At 70.7% G+C, this 25,680-nt stretch carries 28 protein-coding genes; 14 read left to right on the forward strand and 14 right to left on the reverse strand.

All coding sequences use genetic code 11. The annotated features are described in order from the left end of the window. The first annotated feature begins 84 nt into the window (after positions 1-84). From RT2_RS22875 to RT2_RS22885, 3 genes are all read left to right on the forward strand, one after another. Complete coding sequence (locus RT2_RS22875) at positions 85-855, forward strand: SDR family oxidoreductase (RefSeq protein ID WP_072847110.1); 771 nt, start codon at positions 85-87, stop codon at positions 853-855. A 71-nt stretch (positions 856-926) separates the two neighbouring features. Next, positions 927-2,045, forward strand: coding sequence for a lycopene cyclase family protein (locus tag RT2_RS22880; RefSeq protein WP_072847111.1), 1,119 nt, complete (start codon positions 927-929; stop codon positions 2,043-2,045). Positions 2,046-2,181: 136 nt separating this feature from the next. Beyond that, entirely contained in the window at positions 2,182-2,478 is a 297-nt protein-coding gene (locus tag RT2_RS22885; protein ID WP_072847112.1) for a putative quinol monooxygenase, read from the forward strand. Between the two features lie 40 nt (positions 2,479-2,518). Here RT2_RS22885 and RT2_RS22890 read toward each other — a convergent pair whose 3' ends face one another. The 3 genes from RT2_RS22890 to RT2_RS22900 form a co-directional block, all read right to left on the reverse strand. Continuing rightward, positions 2,519-3,328, reverse strand: coding sequence for a metal-dependent hydrolase (locus tag RT2_RS22890; RefSeq protein WP_072847113.1), 810 nt, complete (start codon positions 3,326-3,328; stop codon positions 2,519-2,521). Positions 3,329-3,484: 156 nt separating this feature from the next. After that, on the reverse strand, positions 3,485-3,892 hold the full coding sequence (locus tag RT2_RS22895; protein WP_072847147.1) for a MarR family winged helix-turn-helix transcriptional regulator: 408 nt from the start codon (positions 3,890-3,892) through the stop codon (positions 3,485-3,487). Between the two features lie 50 nt (positions 3,893-3,942). Then, complete coding sequence (locus tag RT2_RS22900; protein ID WP_072847114.1) at positions 3,943-4,569, reverse strand: DJ-1/PfpI family protein; 627 nt, start codon at positions 4,567-4,569, stop codon at positions 3,943-3,945. A 301-nt stretch (positions 4,570-4,870) separates the two neighbouring features. Here RT2_RS22900 and RT2_RS26080 point away from each other — a divergent pair, with 301 nt between their 5' ends. Then, positions 4,871-5,023: a hypothetical protein gene (locus RT2_RS26080; RefSeq protein WP_169888520.1), complete on the forward strand. Its 153-nt coding sequence runs from the start codon at positions 4,871-4,873 to the stop codon at positions 5,021-5,023. A 28-nt stretch (positions 5,024-5,051) separates the two neighbouring features. After that, positions 5,052-5,702 (forward strand): phosphate signaling complex PhoU family protein, encoded by a 651-nt coding sequence (locus RT2_RS22905; protein WP_072847115.1) that lies wholly within the window; start codon positions 5,052-5,054, stop codon positions 5,700-5,702. A gap of 74 nt (positions 5,703-5,776) precedes the next feature. Here the strand turns inward: RT2_RS22905 and RT2_RS22910 are convergent, their stop codons facing one another. Then, positions 5,777-6,538 (reverse strand): dienelactone hydrolase family protein, encoded by a 762-nt coding sequence (locus RT2_RS22910; protein ID WP_072847116.1) that lies wholly within the window; start codon positions 6,536-6,538, stop codon positions 5,777-5,779. 260 nt (positions 6,539-6,798) lie between these two features. After that, positions 6,799-8,694, reverse strand: a complete 1,896-nt coding sequence (gene ligD / locus RT2_RS22915) for a non-homologous end-joining DNA ligase (RefSeq protein WP_072847117.1) — start codon at positions 8,692-8,694, stop codon at positions 6,799-6,801. Positions 8,695-8,754: 60 nt separating this feature from the next. Here ligD and ku point away from each other — a divergent pair, with 60 nt between their 5' ends. The 3 genes from ku to RT2_RS25665 all read left to right on the forward strand — a co-directional run bounded on the left by ku (position 8,755) and on the right by RT2_RS25665 (position 10,658). Continuing rightward, positions 8,755-9,603, forward strand: a complete 849-nt coding sequence (gene ku, locus RT2_RS22920) for a non-homologous end joining protein Ku (RefSeq protein ID WP_072847118.1) — start codon at positions 8,755-8,757, stop codon at positions 9,601-9,603. A gap of 463 nt (positions 9,604-10,066) precedes the next feature. Next, positions 10,067-10,210, forward strand: a complete 144-nt coding sequence (locus RT2_RS26085; RefSeq protein ID WP_169888522.1) for a hypothetical protein — start codon at positions 10,067-10,069, stop codon at positions 10,208-10,210. 34 nt (positions 10,211-10,244) lie between these two features. Beyond that, positions 10,245-10,658: a hypothetical protein gene (locus RT2_RS25665; protein WP_139191329.1), complete on the forward strand. Its 414-nt coding sequence runs from the start codon at positions 10,245-10,247 to the stop codon at positions 10,656-10,658. An 82-nt stretch (positions 10,659-10,740) separates the two neighbouring features. Here the strand turns inward: RT2_RS25665 and RT2_RS22930 are convergent, their stop codons facing one another. The 7 genes from RT2_RS22930 to RT2_RS22960 all read right to left on the reverse strand — a co-directional run bounded on the left by RT2_RS22930 (position 10,741) and on the right by RT2_RS22960 (position 17,392). Beyond that, positions 10,741-11,136 (reverse strand): metal-sulfur cluster assembly factor, encoded by a 396-nt coding sequence (locus RT2_RS22930; protein ID WP_072847120.1) that lies wholly within the window; start codon positions 11,134-11,136, stop codon positions 10,741-10,743. Then, a complete protein-coding gene (sufU, locus tag RT2_RS22935; RefSeq protein WP_072847121.1) occupies positions 11,133-11,627 on the reverse strand; it encodes a Fe-S cluster assembly sulfur transfer protein SufU in 495 nt (164 codons plus the stop codon). Before sufU ends, RT2_RS22930 begins: the two co-directional genes overlap by 4 nt. A 2-nt stretch (positions 11,628-11,629) precedes the next feature. Next, complete coding sequence (locus RT2_RS22940) at positions 11,630-12,940, reverse strand: cysteine desulfurase (RefSeq protein WP_072847122.1); 1,311 nt, start codon at positions 12,938-12,940, stop codon at positions 11,630-11,632. Positions 12,941-12,945: 5 nt separating this feature from the next. Then, a complete protein-coding gene (sufC, locus tag RT2_RS22945) occupies positions 12,946-13,758 on the reverse strand; it encodes a Fe-S cluster assembly ATPase SufC (RefSeq protein WP_072847123.1) in 813 nt (270 codons plus the stop codon). A 37-nt stretch (positions 13,759-13,795) separates the two neighbouring features. Continuing rightward, positions 13,796-15,019, reverse strand: coding sequence for a Fe-S cluster assembly protein SufD (gene sufD, locus RT2_RS22950; protein WP_072847124.1), 1,224 nt, complete (start codon positions 15,017-15,019; stop codon positions 13,796-13,798). Beyond that, on the reverse strand, positions 15,019-16,464 hold the full coding sequence (gene sufB, locus RT2_RS22955; RefSeq protein WP_072847125.1) for a Fe-S cluster assembly protein SufB: 1,446 nt from the start codon (positions 16,462-16,464) through the stop codon (positions 15,019-15,021). The genes sufD and sufB overlap by 1 nt, the downstream gene beginning before the upstream one ends. A 100-nt stretch (positions 16,465-16,564) precedes the next feature. Further along, positions 16,565-17,392: a helix-turn-helix transcriptional regulator gene (locus tag RT2_RS22960; protein ID WP_072847126.1), complete on the reverse strand. Its 828-nt coding sequence runs from the start codon at positions 17,390-17,392 to the stop codon at positions 16,565-16,567. A gap of 67 nt (positions 17,393-17,459) precedes the next feature. Here RT2_RS22960 and mptB point away from each other — a divergent pair, with 67 nt between their 5' ends. The 5 genes from mptB to RT2_RS22985 are packed head-to-tail and all read left to right on the forward strand — an operon-like array spanning position 17,460 to position 23,509. Beyond that, positions 17,460-19,211, forward strand: coding sequence for a polyprenol phosphomannose-dependent alpha 1,6 mannosyltransferase MptB (gene mptB, locus RT2_RS22965; RefSeq protein ID WP_083577565.1), 1,752 nt, complete (start codon positions 17,460-17,462; stop codon positions 19,209-19,211). Then, the gene (locus RT2_RS22970; protein ID WP_072847127.1) at positions 19,208-20,152 is read left to right on the forward strand and encodes an ABC transporter ATP-binding protein; all 945 of its coding nucleotides are present in this window, start codon (positions 19,208-19,210) and stop codon (positions 20,150-20,152) included. Before mptB ends, RT2_RS22970 begins: the two co-directional genes overlap by 4 nt. Positions 20,153-20,177: 25 nt before the next feature. Continuing rightward, positions 20,178-20,972: an ABC transporter permease gene (locus RT2_RS22975; protein ID WP_072847128.1), complete on the forward strand. Its 795-nt coding sequence runs from the start codon at positions 20,178-20,180 to the stop codon at positions 20,970-20,972. Between the two features lie 45 nt (positions 20,973-21,017). Beyond that, complete coding sequence (locus RT2_RS22980; RefSeq protein WP_072847129.1) at positions 21,018-22,487, forward strand: SMP-30/gluconolactonase/LRE family protein; 1,470 nt, start codon at positions 21,018-21,020, stop codon at positions 22,485-22,487. Positions 22,488-22,534: 47 nt separating this feature from the next. Beyond that, positions 22,535-23,509, forward strand: a complete 975-nt coding sequence (locus tag RT2_RS22985) for a COX15/CtaA family protein (protein WP_072847130.1) — start codon at positions 22,535-22,537, stop codon at positions 23,507-23,509. An 88-nt stretch (positions 23,510-23,597) separates the two neighbouring features. Here RT2_RS22985 and RT2_RS22990 read toward each other — a convergent pair whose 3' ends face one another. Next, complete coding sequence (locus RT2_RS22990; RefSeq protein WP_072847131.1) at positions 23,598-23,960, reverse strand: hypothetical protein; 363 nt, start codon at positions 23,958-23,960, stop codon at positions 23,598-23,600. A 34-nt stretch (positions 23,961-23,994) separates the two neighbouring features. On the opposite strand from RT2_RS22990, the gene RT2_RS22995 reads away from it, so the two are divergent. Next, positions 23,995-24,960 (forward strand): quinone oxidoreductase family protein, encoded by a 966-nt coding sequence (locus RT2_RS22995; protein ID WP_072847149.1) that lies wholly within the window; start codon positions 23,995-23,997, stop codon positions 24,958-24,960. A gap of 33 nt (positions 24,961-24,993) precedes the next feature. On the opposite strand, the gene RT2_RS23000 is transcribed toward RT2_RS22995, so the two are convergent. Next, positions 24,994-25,677, reverse strand: coding sequence for a TetR/AcrR family transcriptional regulator (locus tag RT2_RS23000; RefSeq protein ID WP_083577566.1), 684 nt, complete (start codon positions 25,675-25,677; stop codon positions 24,994-24,996). Positions 25,678-25,680: the final 3 nt, after the last annotated feature.

A 25,680-nucleotide genomic window follows, 5' to 3' on the forward strand; every position in this document is an offset into this window, starting at 1 on the left:
GGCGGTAATCACGCCTGCCGAGTTTACCGGAGTTTACGACCGCCTCCCGCCACCACCGAAGTGAGTCCGCTAACGTGCGGTGACATGAGCGAAATCCAGGATCTGGCAGGACGTACCGCGCTGGTGACGGGCGCGAGCCGCGGCATCGGCATGGCCATCGCGGCCGAGTTTCTCGCCCGCGGCGCGAAGGTGGCGATCACCGCGCGCAAGCCCGAACCGCTCGAGGAGGCCGCCCGCGCGCTGCGGGCCGGCCGCGAGGGCGCCGTGGTGCTGCCCATCGCCGGGAACGCCGGTGACGCCGACGCCCGCGCCGAGGCCGTCACCCGCACGGTCGCCGAACTCGGTTCCCTGGACATCCTGGTCAACAACACCGGCATCAACCCGGTCTTCGGGTCGCTGATGGAGGCGGACCTCGACGCGGTCCGCAAGATCTTCGACGTCAACGTGGTGGCCGCCCTGGGCTTCATCCAGCAGGCGCACAAGGCGTGGATGGGCGAGCACGGCGGCGCGGTGGTGAACCTCGCCAGCGTCGCGGGCCTGCGTTCGACCGGTGCCATCGCCGCGTACGGCGCCTCGAAGGCGGCCCTCATCCGGCTCACCGAGGAACTGGCCTGGCAGCTGGGTCCGTCGATCCGGGTCAACGCCGTCGCCCCCGGTGTCGTCAAGACCAAGTTCGCGGAGGCGCTCGTCGCCGGCGGCGAGGAGCAGACGGCGGCGATGTACCCGATGAAGCGGCTCGGCACGCCCGAGGACGTGGCCGGCCTGGTCGCGTTCCTGGTCTCCGACGCGGCGGCCTGGATCACCGGCGACACGATCCGGGTGGACGGCGGACTGCTGGCGACGGGCTCGCTGTAGGACACGGCCATGCGCCAATTCCCGGTCCGCGGCCTCGACGGCCGACCGGACGACGCCGCGGGCGGCCGCTGATGCGGGCCGACCTCGCGGTGGTCGGACTCGGGCCGGCCGGGCGCGCCCTCGCGCACCGGGCCGCCGCCGCCGGGCTGGACGTGGTCGCGGTCGACCCCCGTCCGGCCCGGCCCTGGACGCCCACCTACGCCGCGTGGCTCGACGAACTGCCCGCATGGCTGGGGCCGAGCGTGGTCCGGGCCCGGGTGGACCGGCCACGGGTGTGGGCGAGACGGGAACACACCCTCGACCGGCCCTACTGCGTGCTCGACAACGAGGCCCTGCGCGCCGCCCTGGACCTCGGCGGGACGCGGGTACTCGCGGGCACGGCGGCGACCGTGACCGCGCACGCGGTGACGCTGCGTGACGGCACCGAGGTCCGGGCCACCCGGGTGCTCGACGCCCGCGGCCTGCACCCGGGTCCCGCGCTCGCCGAGCAGACCGCGTACGGGGTGGTCGTGGACGCCGCCGCGGCGGCGCCCGCCCTCGGCGGCGGACCCGCCTGGTTCATGGACTGGCGACCGGACAACGGCGCCGCGGCGGACGCCCCGCCGTCGTTCCTCTACGCGGTGCCGCTGGGCACCGACCGGGTGCTGCTCGAGGAGACGTGCCTGGTGGGCCGGCCCGGCCTCTCGTTGGGGGTGTTGCGCGGCCGCCTCGAGACGAGGCTGCGGTCGCGGGGGGTCGAGCCGCCCGTCGATGCTGTGCAGGAGCGGGTGCGGTTCCCGGTGCAGGCGCCGCGGCCCGGGCGGCCGGGACAAGGAGCGCCCGGTTTCGGCGCCCGCGGCGGGCTGGTCCATCCCGGCACGGGGTACAGCGTGGCGGCGTCGTTGGGCGCCGCCGACGTGGTCGCGCGGGCCGTCGCCGAGGGCCGGGACCCCGACGCGGCGCTGTGGCCGGCCCGCGCGCGCGCCGTCCGGGCGCTGCGCGAGGTGGGACTGCGGTCGCTGCTGCGGCTCGAGCCGGAGGCGACCGCCGGGTTCTTCGAGGCGTTCTTCGCCCTGGACCCCGGCCGCCAGCACGCCTACCTGTCCGGGCGCGACGACCCGCTGGCGGTGGCCGGCGCCATGTGGGCGCTGTTCCGGCGGGCGCCGGGGCCGGTCCGGCGGACCCTGGTCCGGTCGGTGCGGAAGGACTGAGGTGCGACGGGCCTGAGCGTCGCGGGACCCTCGGCTGCCGGCCCACACCACACCGCGCGGACTCCGACTTCTTCCCTCGACCTTCCGAAGGTGTGATGCTGGAGCCTGCCCACTCCACCGAAGAGGGGATCACCCCATGGCCACCAAGGCATTGCTGGTTCGACTAGAGGCCAGGCCCGGCAAGGAAGGCTCGGTCGAGGAGTTCCTGCTGTCGGCCCTGCCGCTCGTCGAGCAGGAGCCCGGCACGAAACCCTGGTTCGCCGTCCGGTTCGGGCCGTCGTCGTTCGGCATCATCGACGCATTCCCGGACGAGGCCAACCGCGAGGCGCATCTGGAAGGGCCGGTCGCGCAGGCGCTCGGCGCTCGCGCGGACGAACTCTTCTCCACGCCACCGGAGATCAGCTACCTCGACGTCCTCGCCGACAAACTCTGAGCCCGAGCCGCCACCGCCGTCATCGACACCGGAGTGCGGTTCAGCTCTTGCCGCGGATCTCCCCCAGCGCATCGGTGAGGGCCTCCGGGACGCCCTGAAGTGCCCACAGCACCAGGCCCACCGCGGCCAGCGTGAGCACCGGGCCGAGCACCGCACGCTCGAAGGTGCCACCCGCCCGGATGGAGAGCATCGACGGCAGCCGCAGTTCCCACCAGCGCCGGCCGCGCCACGGCACGAACGGCGCCAGGAACGGCACGCCCTCCTTCGTGATGGCGTCGCCGAGGCAGTGCACCGCGCAGCCGAGGCCCACCGCGACGCCGAGCGCCCGGGACCCGACCTCGTCGGGATACCAGTTCCAGACCAGCATCGACAGTCCGGCCGCGACCGCGGTGACCGCCAGCCAGCCGTACTTCGCCGCCCAGCCGCCGGCGAGCCCGCGCAGCGCCAACCCGAGGGTGACGAACAGGGTCCCGACGATCGCCGGCTGGCCGAACTTGACGACCAGGGCGGAGACGCCGAAGGCCAGGCTGATCGCGAACAGTGCTGTGTGCGTGAGGGTTCGGTGCCCGCCCCGGCGCTTGGGGTCCTTGCGACCGCGGGTGAGCCGGTAGAACCACAGCGAGGCCTCGTCGATGCCGCCGGCGAGCGCCTTGCTGGCGGGGCCGAACGACCGGGCGACCGTCGACTGGTTGGTGTCGAGGTCCGGCAACAGGGCGGCCCCCGCGCACACCCCCGCGAACGTGAACGCCTCGGCCGTGGACGTCGGGCCACCCCAGTCGGGCGGCAGCACCTGCGCGACGGCAAGGCCGAGGACGGCACCGGAGACTGCATGGGTAGCACCCATCACCATAGAAGCGAAGGCCTTTCGGGGAAGTCGACCAGCGGACCACGCCCGGGGCGGGCCGCGCGGAGAGGACCCCAACCTAGCAACCCGTACCGACACCACCGCACGCACATGCGTTCGGATGCGGTCGAACGACGGTTTGCGCCAAGCACGTTCGCGGCGTCAGGCCCGTTCGTCCGAGTCCAGCACCGCAACAAGCCTGTTCATCACCTCGAGTGTCTGCCGCAGCTCCTCCTCCGTGAAATGCGCCGAGACGCGGTTGGTGAATACGTGCTGCGCCGCGGTCATCTCCCGGATCGCCGCCCAGCCCGTCTCGCTGGGCCGGACGAGCTTGGCGCGCTGGTGCGCGGGGTTGGGCAGGTACTCCGCCAGCCCCTCCTCGACGAGCACATCGGCGGTGCGCTGGACGCTCTGCCGCGTGATCCCCATCGCCCGGGCGATCCCGGACACCGTGAGTGGGTCGTGGAGCACCGCCCCGAGCACCTGCCACCGGGTGGGCGTCAGGCCCGCGGGCCGCGCGATGTGCTCCGACGCCCGCAGGAATGCCCCGTTGAGCGCGAACGTCCGCATGATGATGTCGGTGAGCGCATCGCCGGCGGGCGTGCGTGCCGGCGCAGTGTTCACTCCCCCACCGCCGCCATGAGCGCGCCGAACCACTGCGGGTCGCCGGTGGCGTAGAGCTGGTACCAGGCCTCGAGGACGTCGGGCTCGTAGGCGTCGAGCACCCTGAACACCTCGCGCGCGAACTCGAGCGGGCTTGCCCCACCGGCCGTGACCAGGCCGCGGTCGAGGACCGCGCGGTCGGGCCGGAAGCGGCCCTGCCCGGCGTAGCCGGCGGCCATCGCGAGCTGCTCGGGCGCGTTTCCGGTGTGGTCGCGGTCGTCGAGCAGGCCGGCACCGGCCAGGCCCACTGTCGCACCGCAGATCGCGGCGACGGCGCCGCCGGCCGCGAGCCTCGCGGTCGCGGCGTCCGCGAATCCCGGATGGCCGCCCTCGAGCCAGGAGTCGGCGCCGGGGAGCACCAGCAGCGCGGCCCCCTGGACGTCGGCCTGGTCAAGGGTGAGTTCGGGCGCGACCCGCAGGCCGCCCATGGTGGTCACCTCGCCCGCCGTCTCGGCGACGGTGCGGACGCGGAAGGTGCCCGGCGCGCGCTGGAAGGCCGGGTTGTTCAGGCCCGCGGTGACATATCCGATCTCCCAGTCGGCGAGACCGTCGTACACAGCTACAAGAACCTCACGAGTTGTCATGACAACATGCTGTCATTTCGACAGGAACCTGTCAAGATCCCCGGGCGGGCCGCCGACGGCCGAAATGCACATCGCAGCCCACCCCGGACACACACTCGCCCGCACCGAAATGGCCGCTCCCGCAGGATCGGTCGAGAGCGCCGCCGCGTGCTCATCCCACACTGCGGACCAAACTGGCAGCAGCGATGCAAGATGGTGTACAACGGTACGGCCGACACAGTTTGTGATCCCGCTCACAACAGACTGTGACGGCATGACACACTCAGGACCGACAATCTCTCGCCCGAACAGGAAGGTCACAATGCCTACATCCGTGACAGCGCCGGCCTCCGTCCGAACGACAACGTCCGGCACGGCGATCAGCACCGCGGAGATCAAGTTTCGTATCGCGGCCATGTTCGACCGCGAGGACACCGGACCCGAGGCACGGAGCGGGACCCGGCCGGCGCAGTGAGCGCCACGGCCGGGACCGGGCAGCGCGCGTGAGGAGCGGTTTTCACGGTCAACTCGCCGATCTGACGGTCATGCTCGGCGAGCTCGCCGGACTCGCGGGCCGGTCGATGGCCGACGCCACCACGGCACTGCTCGAGGTGGCACCGATCGCAGCCGAGCAGACCATCGCCCTCGGCGCACAGGTCCGGGTGCTCCGCCGCGGTTGCGAGGACCGGGCGCATTCCATGCTCGCGCTGCACGCGCCCGCGGCGGCCAACCGTCGAATGCTCGTCTCCGCCATCCGGATCAGCGGCGACCTGGCCGGAATGGGCGGGCTGGCCGGACAGGTGGCCGACGCCGGCCGCCGACGCTTCCCCGACCGCGTCGTCCCTCCCGAAACGGGCAGCCACTTCGCCGAGATGGGGGCGCTCTCGAGCGCCATGGCCGACCGGGTTCGCCACGCCCTGACCGAACCGGACCTGTCGCTGCTCACCCGGACCCGCGGCGACAACGACAGGATGGACGAACTGCGCGCTCAGTCGACCGGGGCGGTTGCCGGCGAGTCCTGGCAGGGCGCCACCGGCACGGTGGACCTCGCACTGCTCGCCGGCCTCTACCAGCGGTTCGCGCAGCACACCGTCGACGTCGCCGAACGGATCGTCTTCCTCGCCACCGGAGCCCGGCCGATCACGGTCGACTGACAGCGGACGGACCGGCAGGTGGAAGTGGCGGTATCGGCGTCCGGCACGGGGCCGGACACTGATACCTGTTCACGTCAGTCCGAAGCCGTGTCGGCGGCCCGACCGAGGTGGCGGGCGAAGAACCGAGCCGAGCTGTCGCGCTGGTACTCGGGCACCGGGTAGTGCCTGCCCGAGTAGGCGTGCAATGTCTTCTCCTTCGAAGCGAAGGCCTCGAACAACGCGACCCCGGATGCGCGGTCGATTTCCTCGTCGTCCCACGGAATCCGGTACTCGACCGGGAGGGTGAGCTTTCCTGCCGCCTCGATCAGAGCGTCGTTCACGAAAACCCCACCGAAGCTCACGGCAGCGATCCGGGATTCGACCGCCGCCAACATCAGCCCGGTCACGACACCCAACGACACGCCGCCGTAGCCGATCGGCGCTTCGGCGCCGATCTCGGGCAGCGCCTGCAGGGCGTCCAGGGTCGCCTGCCATTCCGGCACCGCACGCTCCGCCAGCGACATGTTGTAGTCGATGACGATCGGGGCGATCGGCTCGCGCGCCGCCCGGGCCCGACGGATCGCCTCGGCCCACCGTTGATCCTGAGGGTTTCGCGGCCGGTCACCATGACCGGGCGCGTCGATGGCGGCGACGGTGAACCCACAGGTGGCCACGCCGTGGAGTGCACTGGCTACCAGCCCCGGCGCCTTCTTGTGCATGCCGCCGGAATGCCCCGACAGCAGCAGCGGTGCTTCGACGGTTCCGGATGTGGGCGACCAGAGCACGCCGGTGATCTCATCCAGGGTGAAATTACGTTCGATGACACCGTTCGACGATGTCTCAGAGGTGAAATGCATGGTGTTGCCTTTCGGGATTGCCTTGTTAGCGAGGCGCTCCCGGCGACACCTACGTCAATCGCCGAACCGTGGACACGAGTGGGAGCACCCACATGGTTGTTGCGTTCATGGGTCCCACCTCCTCGCGTGATGTCACGGTCTCGCACACGCTATCAAGCTCCCGAATCCCGTCCAACCCGTTTACTGCCCACCGACCCGACCGGCTGTCGACACGCTCACCTGCCACCGACCGCACGGTTCAAGGAGGGCCGAATGCAGCGTCACCACTGCTCCGCGACCTCGTCGGGGCTCTTGTCCGGCCGCAGCCCACGCCACACCGGGTGCCGCAACCGGCCGTCCTCGGTCAGCTCCGAGTACCGCACCTCCGCAACGAGTTCCGGCCGAACCCAGTGCGCGGTCCGCGCGTCGGCCGCGGGCACGGACGACCCGAACGGCGACGCCGGCGAGGCCAGCTCCCCGAAGGCCTCCGTCAGCCGGGCCAACGCCGCGCCGGTGAGCCCGCTGCCCACCCTTCCGAGGTAGCGCAGCGCGCCGGCGCCGTCGGGCACGCCCAGCAGCAGCGAGCCGATGCCGCCGGACCGGCCGCCCTCCCCCGGCTGCCAGCCGCCGATCACCACCTCGCGCTCGTGAACGTGCTTGAGCTTGAGCCACGACGGCGACCGCCCGGAGCGGTAGGTGGAGTCCCAGCGCTTGGCCACCACGCCCTCCATCCGCTGCTCCCGGCTGCTCGCCAGCGCCTCGCCGAGGTCCGGCGGCGCCAGCGGCGGCACCCGCCACCGGTCGCCGGCGCCGAGCCGGATCGCGTCGAGGACGGTGCGCCGGTCCCGGTAGGTCTTGGCCCGCAACGAGGTGCCGTCCAGTTGCAGCACGTCGAAGACCAGCAGCACCACCGGGTCCCGTTGCGCGGCGGCGCGCGCCTCCCCCGGCTTCGTCAGACCCATCCGCCGCTGCAGGTGCCCGAAACTCGGCGCGCCGTCGTCGCCGAACGCCACGATCTCCCCGTCCAGCATCCCCGAATGCCCGTGCAGCCCTTCGGGTACGGCGAGCAGTTCGGGGTAGCCGGGCGTCAGGTCCACCCCGTTGCGGCTGACCAGTCGCACGGTTGACCCGCCCGACCGGGTGTCGTGGTCGAATTCGACCAGCGCCCGGATGCCGTCGAGCTTGAACTCGAACGCCCACTGGTCCGGGTCCGCGCGGGGCCCGAACTCCTCCGGTGTGGTGGCCGACGCCAGCATCGGCGCCGCGTCCGCCGCGGAACCCCGGCGTCGCACGGGCGCGTCGGGCGCGCTCGGCTGCGGCACCGTCGCGTCGGCCTCGCCCGCCTCGACGCGCTCGAGCAGCTCCCGGAAGTCCAGCTGCCGCAGCCCGGTCCGGGCCAGCTCGTCCCAGGTCCGGGGCGCGGCCACCGTCGGCAACGCCGTCCCACGCAGCGAGTACGGCGACACCGTGGTCTTGGATGCCGAGTTCTGGCTCCAGTCGACGAACACCTTGCCCGCCCGTTCGGACCGGGTCATCGTGGCGGTCACCGATTTCGGCGTCTCCCGCTCCAACTCGACGGCGATCTGCTTGGCGACCTCCACGCAGCGCGTCGCCGGCCAGCCGCGCCCCAGCCCGGCGTACAGGTGAATTCCCTTGCTGCCGCTGGTCACCGGCAGGGCGTCCAGCCCCCGCGAGCCGAGGCGGTCGCGCACCCGCAGTGCCACCTCGGCGCACTCGTCGAGGCTCACCCCGGGGCCCGGGTCCAGGTCGATGACCAACCGGTCGGGGTCCCGCGGCTGCCCGGCCGCGTCGAAGCGCCACTGCGGGACGTGGAACTCGAGCGAGCCGGACTGGGCGAAGTAGACCAGCGCCGCCAGTGAGTCGACCACCGGGTAGGTGATCGTCTTCGACGAGTGCCGCATCACCGTCCGCGGCACCCACGACGGCGTCGCGCTGTCGACGTTCTTCTGGAAGAACGGGGTCGCCGAGGTGCCGTCGGGCCAGCGTTTGCGGGTCACCGGCCGGCCGGCGAGCAGCGGCAGCATGAGCGGTCCGACCGTGGTGAAGTACTGCAGCACTTCCGCCTTGGTGGTCCCGGCCTCCGGGTAGAGCACCTTGTCCAGGTTGGTCAGGGACACGCGTCGGCCCTCGACCACCACCTCGACGTCGTGCTCCATCTACCGCCGCCCTGGTCCGTTCGCCTGGCCTGATCCCACAGTGTGGACCATCATGGTTCCATGCGGTCAATTTGGAAAGGCTCCATCGCGTTCGGTCTGGTGAACGTCCCGGTGAAGGTCTACACCGCGACCGAAGACCACGACATCAGGTTTCACCAGGTCCACGGCAAGGACGGCGGCCGGATCAAGTACAACCGCGTCTGCTCCGAGTGCGGCCAGGTGATCCAGTTCGCCGACATCGACAAGGCGTACACCTCCGAGGACGGCGCCCAGGTGATCCTCACCGACGACGACTTCGACAAGCTGCCCGCCGCGGAGAAGCACGAGATCCCGGTGCTGCAGTTCGTGCCGTCCGAGCAGATCGACCCGATCCTGTTCGAGAAGAGCTACTTCCTCGAACCGGACTCGGCCTCGCCGAAGGCCTACGTGCTGCTGGCGTCGACGCTCGAGGAGAGCGACCGCACCGCCCTGGTGCACTTCACCCTGCGCCAGCGCACCCGGCTGGCCGCGCTGCGGGTGCGCGACGGGGTGCTGCTGATCCAGACGCTGCTGTGGCCCGACGAGGTGCGGGAGACGGAGTTCGGGTCGCTCGAGGACGCGTCGGAGCCGTCCGGCAAGGAGCTGACGATGGCGAAGTCGCTGGTGGAGTCGATGTCGGAGGACTTCGCCCCGGAGACCTACACCGACGAGTACCAGATCCAGCTGCAAAAGATGCTCGACGAGGCGATCGCGAACGGCGGCCAGAAGGTCACGCACCCGGCGGCGGCCGCGCACGAGGCGGACGCCGAGGTGGTGGACCTGGTCGCGGCCCTGCAGCGCAGCGTGGACGCGGCGAAGTCGGGCAAGCAGGCCGGCGAAGAGCGCGAGGAGCCCAAGACCAAACGCGCCCGGGTCCGCAAGACCGGCTGAGTCGGCCGGATCCTCCCGACTCAGCCGTGACGCTCACCTGCCGGCCGCCGGCCCAGCGGGTGGCGAGCACAGCGTTCGCCCTGGTTGTCGAACCTTCGTTCCCCTTTTGATCCGTTCGGGGCGGTGGGACGATCGAAATGCCCCTCAGCCAATCCGGGCTGATCGAATCGAACGCGGGGTACTCCTCATGTTCAAATCAATTCTGGGCACCACGATGTCCACCGTTGCGATCGTCCCGATCGCGTTGGTCGTCGGCGTCGGGCCGGCCCAGGCGAGTAGTCATCTCACGACCACCGTGACGGGTGGGCCGACCCGGGTCCTCGTCACCACCGATCGGTCGACGCCGGGAGGTACCTCTCATTGCATGGCGAGAGTCGACAGCGGCCCGAATCAGCACTATGACGCGACCGTGGATGCGCCGGGATCCGTCACCTTCCGGAACGTAACCGCAGGCACTCACGCCGTGACATTTGACTGCGGCGGCGGCATGGGACGCTCGCCCGCGACCGTGGAGGTCAAGGCGGCCGACCCGTTCGGCGACCTCGTCAACGGATTCCTCAAGCAGGTCGGCCTCACGATGTTCGTGACCGATCCGACCTGCTGCTGACATTTCGAGCTCGATACCAGCGCAGGAGCACACCATGAACAGAGCAATCCGCGTGGCGTCAGTGGCCATGGCGGTACCCGCACTGATCGTTACCGGGTCTGGAGTTGCACAGGGAGCCCACCTGACCAACCCCACAGCCGTAGGTGGACCTGAAAGGATTCTGGTCACGCTGACGAGCACGACGGGTACCAACGCGTCATGCAGGGCAAAGGTCACCCCCGAGGGCGACGATTTCGGACTCAACGTCCCTGGTAACGGCGTCGGGTCGACGACCTTCAGAAATCTGGCACCAGGAACCCACTCCGTCGACATCACCTGCGGAGCTCACTATGCGACGACCGTCAACAACATTCAGGTCAAAGCGGCAGACCCGATCGGCGACTTCATCAACGGCGCGCTGAAGCAGTTCGGTCTCACCGGTCTGATGTGGGATCCGACCTGCTGCTGACCTCCGATACGCAGAACGGGAACTCGGTGCTCGTCTTCTTGCGAATACGAGCCGCGAATTCCCGTTCGGCAAGAACGCGTCGCTAGACCGTGAACCCCAGCGCGCGCAGCTGCTCGCGGCCGTCCTCGGTGATCTTGTCCGGGCCCCACGGCGGCAGCCACACCCAGTTGAGCTTGAGGTCCTCGACGAGGCCGCTCTTGACCAGCGCGCCGCGGGCCTGCTCCTCGATGACGTCGGTCAGGGGGCACGCGGCCGAGGTCAGCGTCATGTCGACCGTCGCCACGTTGTCGTCGTCGACCGAGATGCCGTAGACCAGGCCGAGGTCCACGACGTTGATGCCCAGCTCGGGGTCGACGACGTCGCGCATGGCCTCCTCGAGGTCGTCGAGGAACAGCTGCTGCTCGGGGGTCGGCGGGGTCGGCTCCTCCGCGGCCGGCGTCTCGGAGGCCTGCGCCTCGGAAGCCTGGGTTTCGGTCATGATGCGTGTCCTCCGGTCTGAGCCGGCACCGCGGTACCGGCAAAATTTTCGCTGCTGTCGACAATCTGAACCACGGCGTCCTTGAACGCCATCCAACCGAGCAACGCGCACTTCACCCGGGCCGGGTACTTCGAGACGCCCGCGAACGCGATGCCGTCGCCGAGCACGTCCTCGTCGCCCTCGATCGCACCGCGGCTGGTGATCATCTCGCCGAACGCGTCGACGGTGGCCAGCGCGTCGCCGACCGCCATGCCCACCACCTGGTCGGTGAGCACCGAGGTCGCGGCCTGGCTGATCGAGCAGCCCTGACCGTCGTACGACACGTCGGCCACCCGGCCGTCGTCGGTCAGTGCCACCCGCAGGGTGATCTCGTCACCACAGGTCGGGTTGACGTGGTGCACCTCGGCGCCGAACGGCTCACGCAGTCCGCGCCCGTGCGGGTGCTTGTAGTGGTCCAGGATCACTTCCTGGTACATCTGTTCCATCCGCATGACTAGGACGCCCCGTCGATCGGTGTGGTCTCCGGCTCGTCGACGACGGGCTGCGCCGCCACACTGACACCGAAGAACTCCTGCGCACGCCGGATGCCCGCGGCCAGCGCGTACACCTCGTCGGCGGTGTTGTAGACCGCGAACGACGCGCGGGCGGTGGCGGCGATCCCGAGCCGGCGGTGCAGCGGCCACGCGCAGTGGTGGCCGACGCGGATCGCGATGCCCTCGTCGTCGAGGATCTGTCCGAGGTCGTGGGCATGGATCCCGTCGACCAGGAACGACACCGCGCCGCCCCGGTCCTCGCCCGTCGCCGGCCCGACGATCCGGACGCCGTCGATCGCCGACAGCTGCTCGAGCGCCAGCACCGTGAGCTCGTGCTCGTGCGCCGCGACCGCGTCCATGCCCAGCTCGTTCAGGTAGTGCACGGCCGCGCCGAGCGCCACCACCTGCGAGGTCATCGGCACGCCGGCCTCGAACCGCTGCGGCGGCGCCGCGTACGTGGTCGCCTCCATGGTCACCGTCTCGATCATCGACCCGCCGGTGATGAACGGCGGCATGTCAGCGAGCACCGCCCGCTTGCCGTAGAGCACGCCCACGCCGGACGGCCCGAGCATCTTGTGCCCGGAGAACGCCGCGAAGTCGACGTCGAGCGCGTGGAAGTCGACCGGCATGTGCGGCACCGACTGGCACGCGTCGAGCACCACCAGTGCGCCGACCGCCCGTGCCCGCCGCACCAGCTCCGCCACCGGTGCCACCGCCCCGGTCACGTTCGACTGGTGGGTGAACGCGACGACCTTCACCTTGTCGGTCAGCTCGAGCGAGTCCAGGTCGATGCGGCCGTCGTCGGTCACCCCGTACCAGCGCAGGGTGGCACCGGTACGCCGGGCCAGCTCCTGCCACGGCACCAGGTTCGCGTGGTGCTCGAGCTCGGTGATCACGATCTCGTCGCCCGGCCCGACGTGCCGATCGAAGCGCTCGTCGCCGAAGACGTAGGTGACCAGGTTCAGGGCCTCGGTCGCGTTCTTGGTGAACGCGAGCTCGTCGGCGTCCGCGCCCACGAACGCCGCGATGGCGGTCCGGGCGTCCTCGTAGGCGTCGGTCGCCTCCTCGGCCAGCTGGTGCGCGCCCCGGTGGACCGCCGCGTTGCAGGTGGTGAGGAACTCACGCTCGGCGTCGAGCACCTGGACCGGCCGCTGCGAGGTCGCGCCGGAATCCAGGTACACCAACGGTTTCCCGTCCCGCACCGTGCGGGCCAGGATCGGGAAGTCGGCCCGGATCCTGGTGATGTCGAGTTGCCCCACCGTCGCGGTCATGGTCGTTACGCTCCCGCTGCTGCCTGGGTGAACCGCACGTAGCCGTTCTCCTCGAGTTCGTCGGCGAGCTCGGCGCCGCCGGACTCGACGATCTGGCCACCCACGAAGACGTGCACGAACTCGGGGGTGATGTAGCGCAGGATGCGGGTGTAGTGCGTGATCAGCAGCACGCCGCCGTGCTCGCGCTCCTTGTAGCGGTTGACACCCTCGGAGACGACGCGCAGCGCGTCGACGTCGAGGCCCGAGTCGGTCTCGTCGAGGATCGCGATCTTCGGCTTGAGCAGGCCCAGCTGCAGGATCTCGTGACGCTTCTTCTCGCCGCCGGAGAAGCCCTCGTTGACGCTGCGCTCGCTGAACGACGGGTCGATCTCGAGCTCGGTCAGCGCGCCCTTGACCTCCTTGACCCAGTGCCGCAGCTTCGGGGCCTCGCCGCGGACCGCGGTGGCGGCGCTGCGCAGGAAGTTCGACATCGAGACGCCGGGCACCTCGACGGGGTACTGCATGGCCAGGAACAGGCCGGCGCGGGCCCGCTCGTCGACGCTCATCGAGAGGACGTCCTCGCCGTCGAGCGTGATCGAACCCGAGGTCACCACGTACTTGGGGTGGCCGGCGATCGCGTACGAGAGGGTGGACTTGCCGGAGCCGTTGGGGCCCATGATGGCGTGCGTCTCACCCGAGCGGATCGTGAGGTTCACGCCCTTGAGGATGTTGATCGGCTCGGCGTTCTCGTCGGTGGTGGCGACGTTGACGTGCAGGTCCTTGATTTCCAGAACCGAGGTTCCGGTGGTGGCCGCTTCGACGTTGGTCGTTTCAGTCATTGAATAAAGTCCTTTGAGAAGTGTGGTGGCGGCGGTCTCAGACGCCGACCGCGGCGAGCTCGACCTCGATGGCGGCTTCGAGGCGCTCGCGCACCTCGGGGACGGCGATGCGGTCGATGATCTCGTGGAAGAAGCCACGGACCACCAGGCGCCGGGCCTGGTCCTCCGGGATACCCCGCGACCGCAGGTAGAACAGCTGCTCGTCGTCGAAACGTCCGGTGGCACTGGCGTGTCCGGCGCCGACGATCTCGCCGGTCTCGATCTCCAGGTTCGGCACCGAGTCGGCGCGGGCGCCGTCGGTGAGCACCAGGTTCCGGTTCAGCTCGAAGGTGTCGGTGCCCTCGGCCGACGCGCGGATCAGCACGTCGCCGACCCACACGGTGTGCGCGTCAGGCTTGCCGGAGTGCGGGTCGCCCTGCAGCGCGCCCTTGTAGACGACGTTCGACTTGCAGTGCGGCGCCGAGTGGTCCACCAGCAGCCGCTGCTCGAAGAACTGGCCGGCGTCGGCGAAGTACAGGCCGAGCAGTTCGGCGTCGCCGCCGGGACCGTCGTACTTGACGGTCGGGGTGAGCCGGACCAGGTCGCCGCCGAGGGACACCGAGGTGTACCGCAGCACCGAGTCCCGGCCGAGCCGCGAGTGGTGCGCCGCGACGTGCACGGCGTCGTCGGCCCAGTCCTGCACCGCGACCACGGTCAGCTTGGCGCTGTCGCCGACGATGAACTCCACGTTCTCGGCGTAGGTGCCGCTGCCGCGCTGGTCCAGCACGACGGTGGCCTTCGCGAACGCCTCGAGCCGAACCTGGATGTGGCCGTAGGCCACCTTGTCCACGCCGGGCCCGGTCACCACGATGTTGACGGCGTCGGCGACCTCATGCTCCTTGGCCACGGTGATCACCGTGGCCGACTCGAAGCCGGAGTACGCCTGCGCGGCGACGCGGTCGGCGGGTACACCGGCCTGACCGAGACGAGCATCGTCACGGCCGACGGTCTCGACGCTGACGCCCTCGACCGCCTGGACCTCGACGGTCGCGGCGCCGGAGCGGACCGCGGTGCCGTCGTGCAGGCCGCGCAGCCGGCGCAGCGGCGTGAAGCGCCACGCCTCGTCGCGTCCCGCAGGGACCTCGAAAGCGTTGACGTCGTACGACGTGAACACCTCGCCCTTGTTCGTGGCAGGCACCGCCTGCGCGTTGGTGGCGGGCACGATGTTCTCACCGGCGACGGCGGCCTTGACCCCGGTCGTCGCCTCGTTTGCGTTGGCCACTAACCCACGGCCCCTTCCATCTGCAGTTCGATCAGGCGGTTGAGCTCGAGGGCGTATTCCATCGGCAGCTCCTTGGCGATGGGCTCGACGAACCCGCGCACCACCATGGCCATGGCCTCGTCCTCGGTGAGGCCGCGGCTCATCAGGTAGAACAACTGGTCTTCGCTGACCTTCGAGACGGTCGCCTCGTGACCCATCGACACGTCGTCCTCGCGGATGTCGACGTAGGGGTAGGTGTCGGAGCGGCTGATCTGGTCGACCAACAGGGCGTCGCACTTGACGGTCGACTTCGACCCGTGCGCACCCTTGTTGACCTGGACCAGTCCGCGGTAGGACGCGCGTCCGCCGCCGCGGGCCACCGACTTGCTGACGATGGTCGAGGAGGTGTACGGCGCCAGGTGCAGCATCTTCGCGCCGGTGTCCTGGTGCTGGCCCTCGCCCGCGAAGGCGACCGAGAGGACCTCGCCGCGGGCGTGCTCGCCCATCATCCACACGGCCGGGTACTTCATGGTGACCTTGGACCCGATGTTGCCGTCGACCCACTCCATCGAGCCGCCGGCGTCCACCTTGGTGCGCTTGGTCACCAGGTTGTAGACGTTGTTCGACCAGTTCTGGATGGTCGTGTAGCGGCAGTGGCCGCCCTTCTTGACGATGATCTCGACGACCGCGGAGTGCAGCGAGTCGGACTTGTAGATCGGCGCGGTGCAGCCCTCGACGTAGTGCACCGAGGCGCCCTCGTCGACGATGATCAGGGTGCGCTCGAACTGGCCCATGTTCTCGGTGTTGATCCGGAAGTAGGCCTGCAGCGGGATGTCGACGTGCACGCCCGGCGGCACGTAGATGAAGGAGCCGCCCGACCACACCGCGGTGTTGAGCGCGGAGAACTTGTTGTCGCCCGCGGGGATCACGGAGCCGAAGTACTCCTTGAACAGCTCCGGGTGCTGCTTGAGCCCGGTGTCCGTGTCGAGGAAGATCACGCCCTGCTGCTCGAGATCCTCACGGATCGAGTGGTAGACGACCTCGGACTCGTACTGCGCGGCGACACCGGCGACCAGGCGCTGCTTCTCCGCCTCGGGGATGCCGAGCCGGTCGTACGTGTTCTTGATGTCCTCGGGCAGGTCCTCCCAGGACTCCGCCTGCTTCTCGCTGGACCGCACGAAGTACTTGATGTTGTCGAAGTGGATGCCCTCGAGGTTGGAACCCCAGTGCGGCATCGGCTTCTTGTCGAACGTCTTGAGCGCCTTGAGCCGGATGTCGAGCATCCACTCGGGCTCGCTCTTCTTCGCGGAGATGTCCCGCACGACGGCCTCGGACAACCCGCGCTGCGCGCTGGCACCGGCGACGTCGGAGTCCGACCAGCCGTAGCCGTAATGGCCCAGCGAGGCAATCGTCTCGTCCTGCGTGAGCGGCGCCTCGGTTGTCACCTGGTCTGGTGTGACGGTCATGCGAGCTCCTTCCGGAGTCTTGGTACGTACCGGTACGGGCTGGGTACCGGCGGAGGTGAGGTTTCGGGGGTCGAACTGGTCGAGATCAACGTCGGTGGGGTCATGTCGCTTCCTGGTGCAGCGCGGCCGGAGGCACCAGCGGCACGTGTGTGGTGCAGGCGCAGTCCCCGTTCGCGATGGTCGCGAGCCGTTGCACGTGGGTGCCGAGCAGCTCGGCGAACGCCTGCGTCTCCGCCTCGCACAGTTCGGGGAACTCGGACGCGACGTGCGAGACCGGGCAGTGGTGCTGGCAGATCTGCACGCCGTTGCCCACCGGCCTGGTGGTGGCCGCGAACCCGGCTGAGGTGAACGCGTCCGCGATGGCGTCCGCGGTCTGCTCGACCTCCTCGGCGCTGTCGTGCGCTGCCGGGTCGATGTCGGCGACGATGGTCTGCACGCGGCGACGGGCGAACTCCACGATCGCGGCCTCGCCGCCGACCTCCCGGAGCTGACGCATCGCGGCGCCGGCCAGGTCGTCGTACGAGTGCCCCAGCCGGGACCGGCCCGCGGCCGTGAGCTGGAACTGCTTCGCCGGGCGCCCGCGGCCCTTGTGCTGCCAGCTCGCCGCCCGGGCCGAACGCGCCTCACCGGTCTCGATCAGTGCCTCGAGGTGCCGACGCACCCCGGCCGCACTCAGACCCAGTTCCGCGCCGATCTCCGTCGCGGTGATCGGGCCCCGCTGCAGCAGCAGTTGCACCACCGCGGCGCGAGTGTGACCCTCGTGGGCGCCGGCCGTGGGGTTCAGCGTCGCCGCGCGCGGCGCGGCAGCGGACGTGACGGCACCGGGCGATGCGGGAACAGGTACATGACCTGCGCCTTCGCCACGAGAGACCTGAGCCGCTGCCGATTTCACAACACCAGTGTGACGGAATTGCCGGGCAGGGTCCACCAAGGGTGCCCTGCATTACACCGCCGCGCCTGATTCCGCACGCCAAACGCACCGCTAGGCTGCCCCCGTGCCACAGACCGACGACGCACCGGACTCCGGTGCCACCAGCAACGGCGGCCTCGTCGCGCGCCCGGACGGCCCGAGCCGGGCCCACCGCGCCGTGGCACTGGCACGACGGGCGGTGGGCCTGGACGGCCCGAGTGACCGATTTGTCGTCTCTCACCTGCACGGCGACGAGTCCGAGGCCCCGGGGCTCGACGCCCGCGAGACCGCCCAGCTGACGGGCGTCCGGCGCTTCGGCGCGACGGGCGCCCTGCTCATGGCGCTCGGCGCGCTCGGCGCGGGCGCCCAACCGGTCCTACAGAACCCCGTCCAGGGCCTGCGCATCCTCGGCCTGCCCGCCCGGATGCCCAGCGTCGCGCTCACCATCACCATCACCGGCAGCGTCATGGTGGTGCTGGCCTGGCTGCTGCTCGGCCGGTTCGCCGTCGGCCGCTTCCGCGGCGGCGCCGTCCCGCGGCGGCTGACCCGCTCCCAACTCGACCGGACGCTGCTGATGTGGGTGATTCCCCTCACAGTCGCGCCGCCGATGTTCAGCAAGGACGTCTACTCCTACCTCGCGCAGAGCGAGATCGCCGCCCGCGGCCTCGACCCGTACGCGATCGGACCGGCACAGGCCCTGGGCGTCGACCACGTCCTGACCCGCACGGTGCCCAACATCTGGCGAGACACCCCCGCCCCGTACGGCCCGCTGTTCCTGTGGCTCGGCAAGGGCATCACCTGGCTGACCGGCGAGAACATCGTCGCCGGCATCTTCCTGCACCGGCTCCTGGCACTGGCGGGCGTGGCGCTGATCGTGTGGGCGCTGCCCCGGCTGGCCCGCCGCTGCGGGGTCGCCAGCGTGACCGCCCTCTGGCTCGGCGCCGCCAACCCGCTGCTGCTGTTCCACCTGGTCGCGGGCATCCACAACGAGGCCCTGATGCTCGGGCTGATGCTCGCGGGCATGGAGATCGCGCTGCGGGCGGTCGAGTCCGCCGACCCGATCCGCGGCCGCAACCTGACGTATCTGCTGGCGGGGACCGCACTCATCGGGGTGTCCGCGACGGTGAAGATCCCGTCGCTGCTGGCCCTCGGCTTCGTCGGCATGGCCCTGGCGCGCCGCTGGGGGGCCACGGCGCGCTCGGTCCTGGCGGCGGCCGCGCTGCTCCTCGCGGTCACCGTGGCGGTCATCCTCGCCGTGAGCCTGGCCAGCGGACTCGGCTTCGGCTGGCTCTCCCCGGACACCCTCGGCACCGCCAACGAGGTGCGGAGCTGGATGTCGCTGCCCACGCTGCTCGGCCTCGGGACCGGCCTGGCCGGGGTGCTGCTCGGCCTCGGCGACCACACCACCGCCGTGCTGAGCCTGACCCGCCCGATCGCCTCCCTGGCGGCGGCGTTCGTCGCGCTGCGGATGCTGGTCGCGGTACTCGTCGGCCGACTGCACCCGGTCGGCGCGCTCGGCGTGTCCCTCGGTGTGCTGGTGCTGCTGTTCCCTGTCGTGCAGCCCTGGTACCTGCTGTGGGCGGTGATCCCGCTGGCCGCGTGGGCGACCCGTCCCGGGTTCCGCATCCCGGCCGTCGCGTTCTCGTCGGTGGTCAGCCTGATGGTGATGCCCAACGGCGGCGAGTACCAGCCGTTCATCATCGTGCAGGCCGCCGTGTCCACCATTCTCGTGGTCGGGCTGCTCATCTTCCTCACGCGTCATCGCCTGCCCTGGCGGGTCCGGGACGGGGCACCGGCCGAGGACGGTTCGGCTGCCGCCTACGCTGGGACCCCGTGAGCTCTCCCGCGTCCGGCACGGCGCAACCTGTTCTCCGCCTCGACGGCGTGGTGAAGTCCTTCGGCGACGTGACCGCCGTCGACGGCCTGTCGCTGTCCCTGGACCGCGGCCAAGTGCTGGCCCTGCTCGGCCCGAACGGGGCGGGCAAGACCACCACCGTCGAGATGTGCGAGGGCTTCACCGCCCCCGACCGCGGCACCGTCCGCGTCTTCGGCCTCGACCCGGTCGCCGACTCCGGCCAGGTCCGGGCCCGGATCGGCGTCATGCTGCAGGGCGGCGGCGCGTACCCGGGGTCGAAGGCGGGCGAGATGCTCCGACTGGTCGCCTCCTACTCCGCCGATCCGCTCGACCCGGACTGGCTGCTGCGCACCCTCGGGCTGACCGACGCCGCGCGCACCCCCTACCGGCGGCTCTCCGGCGGCCAGCAGCAGCGGCTCGCGCTGGCGTGCGCGCTTGTCAGTCGCCCCGAACTGGTGTTCCTGGACGAGCCGACCGCGGGCCTCGACGCGCAGGCGCGGCTGATGGTGTGGGAACTGATCGACGCGCTGCGCCGCGACGGCGTCGCGGTCCTGCTCACGACGCACCTGATGGACGAGGCCGAGGCGCTGGCAGACCGGCTGGTGATCGTCGACCACGGCCGGATCGTCGCGGAGGGCACCCCCAGCGAACTGACCCGGCACGGCGCCGACGGGCACCTGCGCTTCACCGCGCCCGAACGGCTGGACCTCGGCGGACTGCACGCCGCGCTGCCCGCCGGCTACACCCCCCGCGAGGTCTCCCCCGGCTCCTACGTCGTCGAGGGCACCATCGAGCCGGCCACCCTGGTCGCCGTCACCACCTGGTGCGCGGAGATGGACGTCCTCGCCACCGAACTGCAGGTTGACCAGCGCCGTCTCGAGGACGTCTTCCTCGACCTCACCGGTCGGGAAGTGCGCGGATGACGACGACAAGCACGAGGGGACGAGCATGACCCGATCGGAACGCCTCGCGGACAACCGCTTCGAGGTCGGCACCTTCACCCCGGACCCGCGGCCCAGCGCACCGCTGTCGATGCTCGCCGCGCAGACCCGCCTCGAACTGACGCTGCTGCTGCGCAACGGCGAGCAGCTCCTGCTCACCATGTTCATCCCGGTCACGTTGCTGATCGGCCTCTGCCTGCTGCCCGTCGGCGACCTCGGCGACCCGCGGGTGAACACCGTCGTCCCGGCCGTGATGATGGTCGCGATCATGTCGACCGCCTTCACCGGGCAGGCCATCGCAGTCGGCTTCGACCGACGCTACGGCGCCCTGAAACGGCTCGGCGCCACCCCGCTCCCACGCTGGGGCATCATCGCCGGCAAGAGCGCCGCAGTGGTGATCGTGGTCGCGTTGCAGTCGATCTTGTTGGGCGCCATCGGGTTTGCTCTCGGCTGGCGGCCGGACGCGGCCGGACTGATGCTCGGCGCGGTTGTCATCGCGCTCGGCACCGCGACCTTCGCCGCACTCGGACTGCTGCTCGGCGGAACGCTGCGAGCGGAGATCGTGCTGGCGCTGGCCAACGTGCTGTGGTTCGTCATGGCCGGCATCGGCAGCGTGGTGTTCGCGGGCGACTCGATCCCCGGCGCACTGCACACCGCGGCCCGGATCGTCCCGTCCGGCGCGCTCGCGGAGGCACTCGACCACGCGCTCGCCGGCTCGGTCGACGTCTTCGCCGTCGTGGTGCTGGCGCTGTGGGGTTCGATTGCCGCGTGGCTCGCGACCAGGCTGTTCAAGTTCACCTGACGTCACAGGGTGAAACGAATCACATTTTCGCCCCGAACCGGCATCATGCACAGCGTGCCGAAAACTTCGCTGCGGACCGCATCCGCCTTCGCCGCCCTCTCGCTTTCCCTCGTTCTCGGGTCGGGCACCGCCTTGGCCCAACCGTGGGGTCCGCTCGCACCGCCGAACCCGTTCCTGGGTCCTGACGGCACCTCGACAATGCACGGCGACGCCGGTTCGTCGGACGTCACGACCCTGGCCGGCCCCGGCACGGAGGTCTCCGCCACCGCACAGTCCCTACTCGCCGCCTGCCCGACGCTGCTGCAGGGCTCGGATGGCCTGGTCGTCGCGTTGTGCACCCCGATCGTCAGCCGGATCCCGACCGTCCACCTGATCAACCCCGACGCGCCGGCCAGCCCCCTCGCCAAGCTCGAACTCGCCAAGGGCAGCCTGCTCGGCGGCGTCTACGCCTTCCTCGACGACGAGAACCGCCTGGTGGTGGTGGACGGGTCCCGCAAACTGCTGCGGATCGGTCACACCGGCAACAGCCTGTCCGTCGACTCGACGGTGGACCTGACCGGTGCGGTTCCCGACGGGGACGCGGTCACCGGCCTGGTGCCGGACTGGCAGGGCAATGTCTGGTTCGCCACCGGCGCCGGAGTGATCGGTTCGGTGGACGCGGCGGGCGTCGCCCGGACCGTGCGGGTGCCGGAGGGCGAGCAGGTGCAGAACAGCATCTCCAGCTCCCCCGCCGGTGTCTCGGTCGCGACCACCCACGCGCTCTACCAGCTGAGCCTGGCCGCCGACGGCACCCCGAAGGTGGACTGGCGCCAGGGCTACGACCGCGGGTCCGCCCGCAAGCCCGGCCAGCTCAGCTGGGGCACCGGATCGACACCCACGTTCTTCGGCCCGAACACCGGCTACGAGTACGTGACCATGGTCGACAGCGCCGACACCCGGGTGAATCTGCTCGTGCACCGCACCGACAACGGGCAGGAGGTCTGCAAGGTGCCGGTGCTCGGATCCGGCGGACCGGGCAGCGAGAACTCGCCGATCGGCGTCGGGAACTCCGTGTTCGTCGCGAGCACCTACGGCTACCCCTACCCGGCGGTGCCCGAGGGCGCCGGGCCCGCGGTCCCGGCCACCGCCCCCTTCACCGGCGGCATGACCCGCGTCGACGTGGACGCGGACGGCACCGGCTGCCACGAGGTGTGGGACAACACGGTGCGCAGCTCCGCGGTACCGCACCTCTCGACCGCCGACGGCCACCTGTACACGGTGCAGCGCAAGGGCACCGGGGGGCCACTGGACGGGTACGAGTTCACGGTGATCGACCCGGCCACCGGCCAGGTGCTCTCCACCACCGGCATGCCCGGCACCACCGCGAACGACACCCTGCAGATGTCGGCGCTGATCACCGCGAAGGGCGACTACCTCCAGGGCACCGTCACCGGGATGGTCCGCGTGAGCGCCGGCGAAGGCGGGGGCAGCGGCAGCCTCGGCAGCCTGGGCGGCCTCGGGAGTTCCGCCAGCTGACAGCCCCAACGACAGGCTGTAGTTGATCGGCCACTACCATCGGGGACGTGCTGTATCGCGGGTTTGTGAGCCTGGTCAATCGTCTCCCGCTGCCCTCGCTGGCGGTGCAGAAGTGGATCGCGGTCGCCGTGATCCTCACCCAGGGCGGCATCGCCGTCACCGGCGCCGTCGTTCGCGTGACGGCGTCGGGCCTGGGCTGCACCACCTGGCCGCAGTGCCACCCCGGCAGCTTCGTGCCGACCGCGGCGTCGACCGCACCGTGGTTCCACCAGGCCATCGAGTTCGGCAACCGGATGCTCACCTTCCTGGTGGTGGCGACGGCGGCCGCGATCGTGCTGGCGGTGACCCGCGCGGCCCGTCGCCGGGAGGTGCTGTTCTACGCGTGGCTGATGCCGCTGTCCACCGTCGCGCAGGCGGTGATCGGCGGGATCACGGTCCTCACGGGCCTGCTCTGGTGGACCGTGGCCGTGCACCTGCTGGTGTCGATGGTAATGGTGTGGCTGTCGGTGATCCTGTTCCACAAGATCGACCAGCCCGACGACGGCGTCGAGGTGTACCCGCTGCCGAAGCAGCTGCGCTGGCTGACCGCGCTGTCCGGCGTCGCACTGGCCGGGACGCTGGTCGCGGGCACCATGGTGACGGGCGCCGGGCCACATGCCGGTGACAAGAACCCTGAGCGCACGGTGGAGCGGCTCAACCTGGACATCACCAACCTGGTGCACCTGCACGCCGAACTGCTGGTCGCGTACCTGGCCCTGCTCGTCGGCCTCGGATTCGCGCTGTACGCGATCGCGGCCCGCCCCGCGATCACGCTGCGGTTGAAGGTGGTCGTGGCTCTGGTGGTGGCGCAGGCGGGCGTCGGCCTGGTCCAGTTCTGGACCCACGTGCCCGCCGTCCTGGTCACCGTGCACGTCGCGCTGGCCGGAGCCTGCGTGGCCGCCACCGCCGCCCTGTACGCCGCCGGCCGGGTCCGCGAGCTCCAACCGACCGGCGTCGACGCGCCCGCCACCAGCGCGGCCTGACCGACACCCGGCACACAGGCCCGCGCATACACAGAAGCCGGGTGGCCCCCTCTCAGGGACCACCCGGCTTCGCTGTCTGTGCTGGCCGTCAGAGCCCGTTGCGCGCCTTCGGGAACCGGGTCTGGTTCGCGACCCAGCCGGCCATCTTGCGCCAGTGGCCCACGCGCGGGGTCACAACGCTGACGAGTTCACGCTCCCACTCGGAGACCGTCACCCCGGCCACCGCGGCGACCACCGCGTTGGCGGTCGCGACGTCCTCGACCACCTGGTCACCGAGGATGCCGTCGGCACCGACGAGGGTGATCCGCACGCCGGCGTAGCCGACCGGCTGGATGACGGCGGTCGCCGAACCACCGTGCTCTGCGACGAACTTCTGGACCGCGGCGACGGTGCGCTGCGGCACGGTGACAGTGGCGGCGGGCGCGCCCGAATCGTGGGTGTCGACACTCATGGGAGTGAGGATACGGGAGTGCAAGGATGGCGGCATGCGCGCAATCACAGTGAGCCGGTTCGGCGGTCCCGACGTCCTCGAGGTCGCGGACGTACCCGACCCCACACCGGGTCCGAATGACCTGCTCGTCCGCACCGAGGCGATCGGCGTCAACTTCATCGACACCTACTTCCGGACCGGCGCCTACGCCGTCGACCTGCCCTACGTGGCCGGTGCCGAGGGGTCCGGCGTGGTGACCCAGGTGGGCGCCGAGGTGCGCGACGTCCGTGTCGGCGACCGGGTGGCGTGGTCGTCGGCGCCCGGGAGCTACGCGGAACTGGTCGTGGTGCCCGCGTCCGCCGCGGTGCCGGTGCCGGACGGCGTGCCCGCCCCGCAGGCGGCGTCCGCGCTGCTGCAGGGCATGACGGCCCACTACCTGTTGCACTCGGTGTACCCGGCGCAGCCCGGCGACACGGTGCTGGTGCACGCCGGAGCGGGCGGCGTCGGGCTGATCCTCACGCAGCTCGCCGCGGCCCGCGGGGTCCGGGTGATCACCACGGTCTCCACCGACGCCAAGGCCGAGTTGTCGCGCGCGGCGGGGGCCGCCGAGGTGCTGCGGTACGGCGACGACCTGGCCGAGCAGGTCCGCGGCCTCACCGGCGGCGAGGGCGTCGCCGCCGTCTACGACGGGGTCGGCGCGAGCACGTTCGAGGCGAGCCTGACCTCGACGCGGATCCGCGGCACGGTGGCGCTGTTCGGCGCGGCCAGCGGCCCGGTGCCGCCGTTCGACCCGCAGCGGCTCAACGCGCTGGGCTCGTTGTTCCTGACGCGTCCGACGCTCGCGCACTACACCCGCGACCGCGCGGAACTGCTGTGGCGTTCCGGTGACGTGTTCGCCGCCATCGCCGACGGCCGCCTGCGGATCCGGGTCGGCGCGCAGTACCCGTTGGACCGGGCGGCCGACGCGCACCGCGACCTGCAGGGCCGTCAGACCACGGGGTCGGTGGTGCTCATCCCCTGAGGCAACATCGCCTGGGCAAGACGACAACGCCGATCAGGTCAAGAAGGCCACGAGGGCTTCGGCAAGGGTCCGACGGGCGACATCGAGCTCTGAAGTGAAGCCGAGCTGGCGCTCGTTGCTCAGGCCTCGCACAGCGGCCGGGAGCAGGCACCGCACCTGGTACAGCTTGGCCGAGTCGAGGTCGAGGCCGTCCATGAGGTAGTCGAAGCCATGAATCCAGTCGTGCTCGCGGGCGGCGAGGGCGGCGGCCGTCCTCGGATACTCGGCCGCCAGGTCCGAGGGGCGCGGGGGCAGCCAGGTACGCAGCGCGGTGAGTGCCCGTCCCTCGGTCGTGTCGAGGTAGGTCCACACGGAGTCGATGGCCCCCTCGACCCGCTCGCGCAGCGAACCGCTCCGGGCAGGCCACGGGCCCGGCATCTCGACCCAGCTGCGGGCGTGGATCTCGGTGACGACGGCAACCCACAGGCCGTCCAGGTCACCGAACTGGTGCTGGACCGTGCCCCAGGTGACGCCGGCCTCCTTGGCGACGCGGTTCGCGGAGACCGGCTCGCTGCCGCTGTCGGCCAGGCAGGCGATGGCCACATCGAGCAGCCGAGCCCGGGTCTCGAGGCCACGCTTGTTCAGCCGGGTCCCGGCGGCAGACTGCGTGACCGGCGACGGGACCGCCACCCGCCACTGCTCCAGGGCACGGGCGGCCTGAGGGAAGTGGCTCGTCATATG

Source organism: Rhodococcus tukisamuensis NBRC 100609 (assembly GCF_001894985.1).
GTDB classification, from domain to species: domain Bacteria; phylum Actinomycetota; class Actinomycetes; order Mycobacteriales; family Mycobacteriaceae; genus Rhodococcus_G; species Rhodococcus_G tukisamuensis.

What these genes read in the sequence shown, in the direction of transcription:
- ku (WP_072847118.1), top strand. Translation starts at nt 8,755, where the DNA reads ATGCGGTCAATTTGGAAAGGCTCCATCGCGTTCGGTCTGGTGAACGTC.
- RT2_RS22990 (WP_072847131.1), bottom strand. Translation starts at nt 23,960, where the DNA reads ATGAGTGTCGACACCCACGATTCGGGCGCGCCCGCCGCCACTGTCACC.
- RT2_RS22890 (WP_072847113.1), bottom strand. Translation starts at nt 3,328, where the DNA reads ATGGTGATGGGTGCTACCCATGCAGTCTCCGGTGCCGTCCTCGGCCTT.
- RT2_RS26080 (WP_169888520.1), top strand. Translation starts at nt 4,871, where the DNA reads ATGCCTACATCCGTGACAGCGCCGGCCTCCGTCCGAACGACAACGTCC.
- RT2_RS22900 (WP_072847114.1), bottom strand. Translation starts at nt 4,569, where the DNA reads ATGACAACTCGTGAGGTTCTTGTAGCTGTGTACGACGGTCTCGCCGAC.
- RT2_RS22910 (WP_072847116.1), bottom strand. Translation starts at nt 6,538, where the DNA reads ATGCATTTCACCTCTGAGACATCGTCGAACGGTGTCATCGAACGTAAT.
- RT2_RS22930 (WP_072847120.1), bottom strand. Translation starts at nt 11,136, where the DNA reads ATGACCGAAACCCAGGCTTCCGAGGCGCAGGCCTCCGAGACGCCGGCC.
- sufB (WP_072847125.1), bottom strand. Translation starts at nt 16,464, where the DNA reads ATGACCGTCACACCAGACCAGGTGACAACCGAGGCGCCGCTCACGCAG.
- ligD (WP_072847117.1), bottom strand. Translation starts at nt 8,694, where the DNA reads ATGGAGCACGACGTCGAGGTGGTGGTCGAGGGCCGACGCGTGTCCCTG.
- RT2_RS22940 (WP_072847122.1), bottom strand. Translation starts at nt 12,940, where the DNA reads ATGACCGCGACGGTGGGGCAACTCGACATCACCAGGATCCGGGCCGAC.
- sufC (WP_072847123.1), bottom strand. Translation starts at nt 13,758, where the DNA reads ATGACTGAAACGACCAACGTCGAAGCGGCCACCACCGGAACCTCGGTT.
- RT2_RS22880 (WP_072847111.1), top strand. Translation starts at nt 927, where the DNA reads ATGCGGGCCGACCTCGCGGTGGTCGGACTCGGGCCGGCCGGGCGCGCC.
- RT2_RS22875 (WP_072847110.1), top strand. Translation starts at nt 85, where the DNA reads ATGAGCGAAATCCAGGATCTGGCAGGACGTACCGCGCTGGTGACGGGC.
- RT2_RS22980 (WP_072847129.1), top strand. Translation starts at nt 21,018, where the DNA reads ATGCACAGCGTGCCGAAAACTTCGCTGCGGACCGCATCCGCCTTCGCC.
- RT2_RS22975 (WP_072847128.1), top strand. Translation starts at nt 20,178, where the DNA reads ATGACCCGATCGGAACGCCTCGCGGACAACCGCTTCGAGGTCGGCACC.
- RT2_RS25665 (WP_139191329.1), top strand. Translation starts at nt 10,245, where the DNA reads ATGAACAGAGCAATCCGCGTGGCGTCAGTGGCCATGGCGGTACCCGCA.
- RT2_RS22995 (WP_072847149.1), top strand. Translation starts at nt 23,995, where the DNA reads ATGCGCGCAATCACAGTGAGCCGGTTCGGCGGTCCCGACGTCCTCGAG.
- RT2_RS22885 (WP_072847112.1), top strand. Translation starts at nt 2,182, where the DNA reads ATGGCCACCAAGGCATTGCTGGTTCGACTAGAGGCCAGGCCCGGCAAG.
- RT2_RS22895 (WP_072847147.1), bottom strand. Translation starts at nt 3,892, where the DNA reads ATGCGGACGTTCGCGCTCAACGGGGCATTCCTGCGGGCGTCGGAGCAC.
- sufU (WP_072847121.1), bottom strand. Translation starts at nt 11,627, where the DNA reads ATGCGGATGGAACAGATGTACCAGGAAGTGATCCTGGACCACTACAAG.
- RT2_RS23000 (WP_083577566.1), bottom strand. Translation starts at nt 25,677, where the DNA reads ATGACGAGCCACTTCCCTCAGGCCGCCCGTGCCCTGGAGCAGTGGCGG.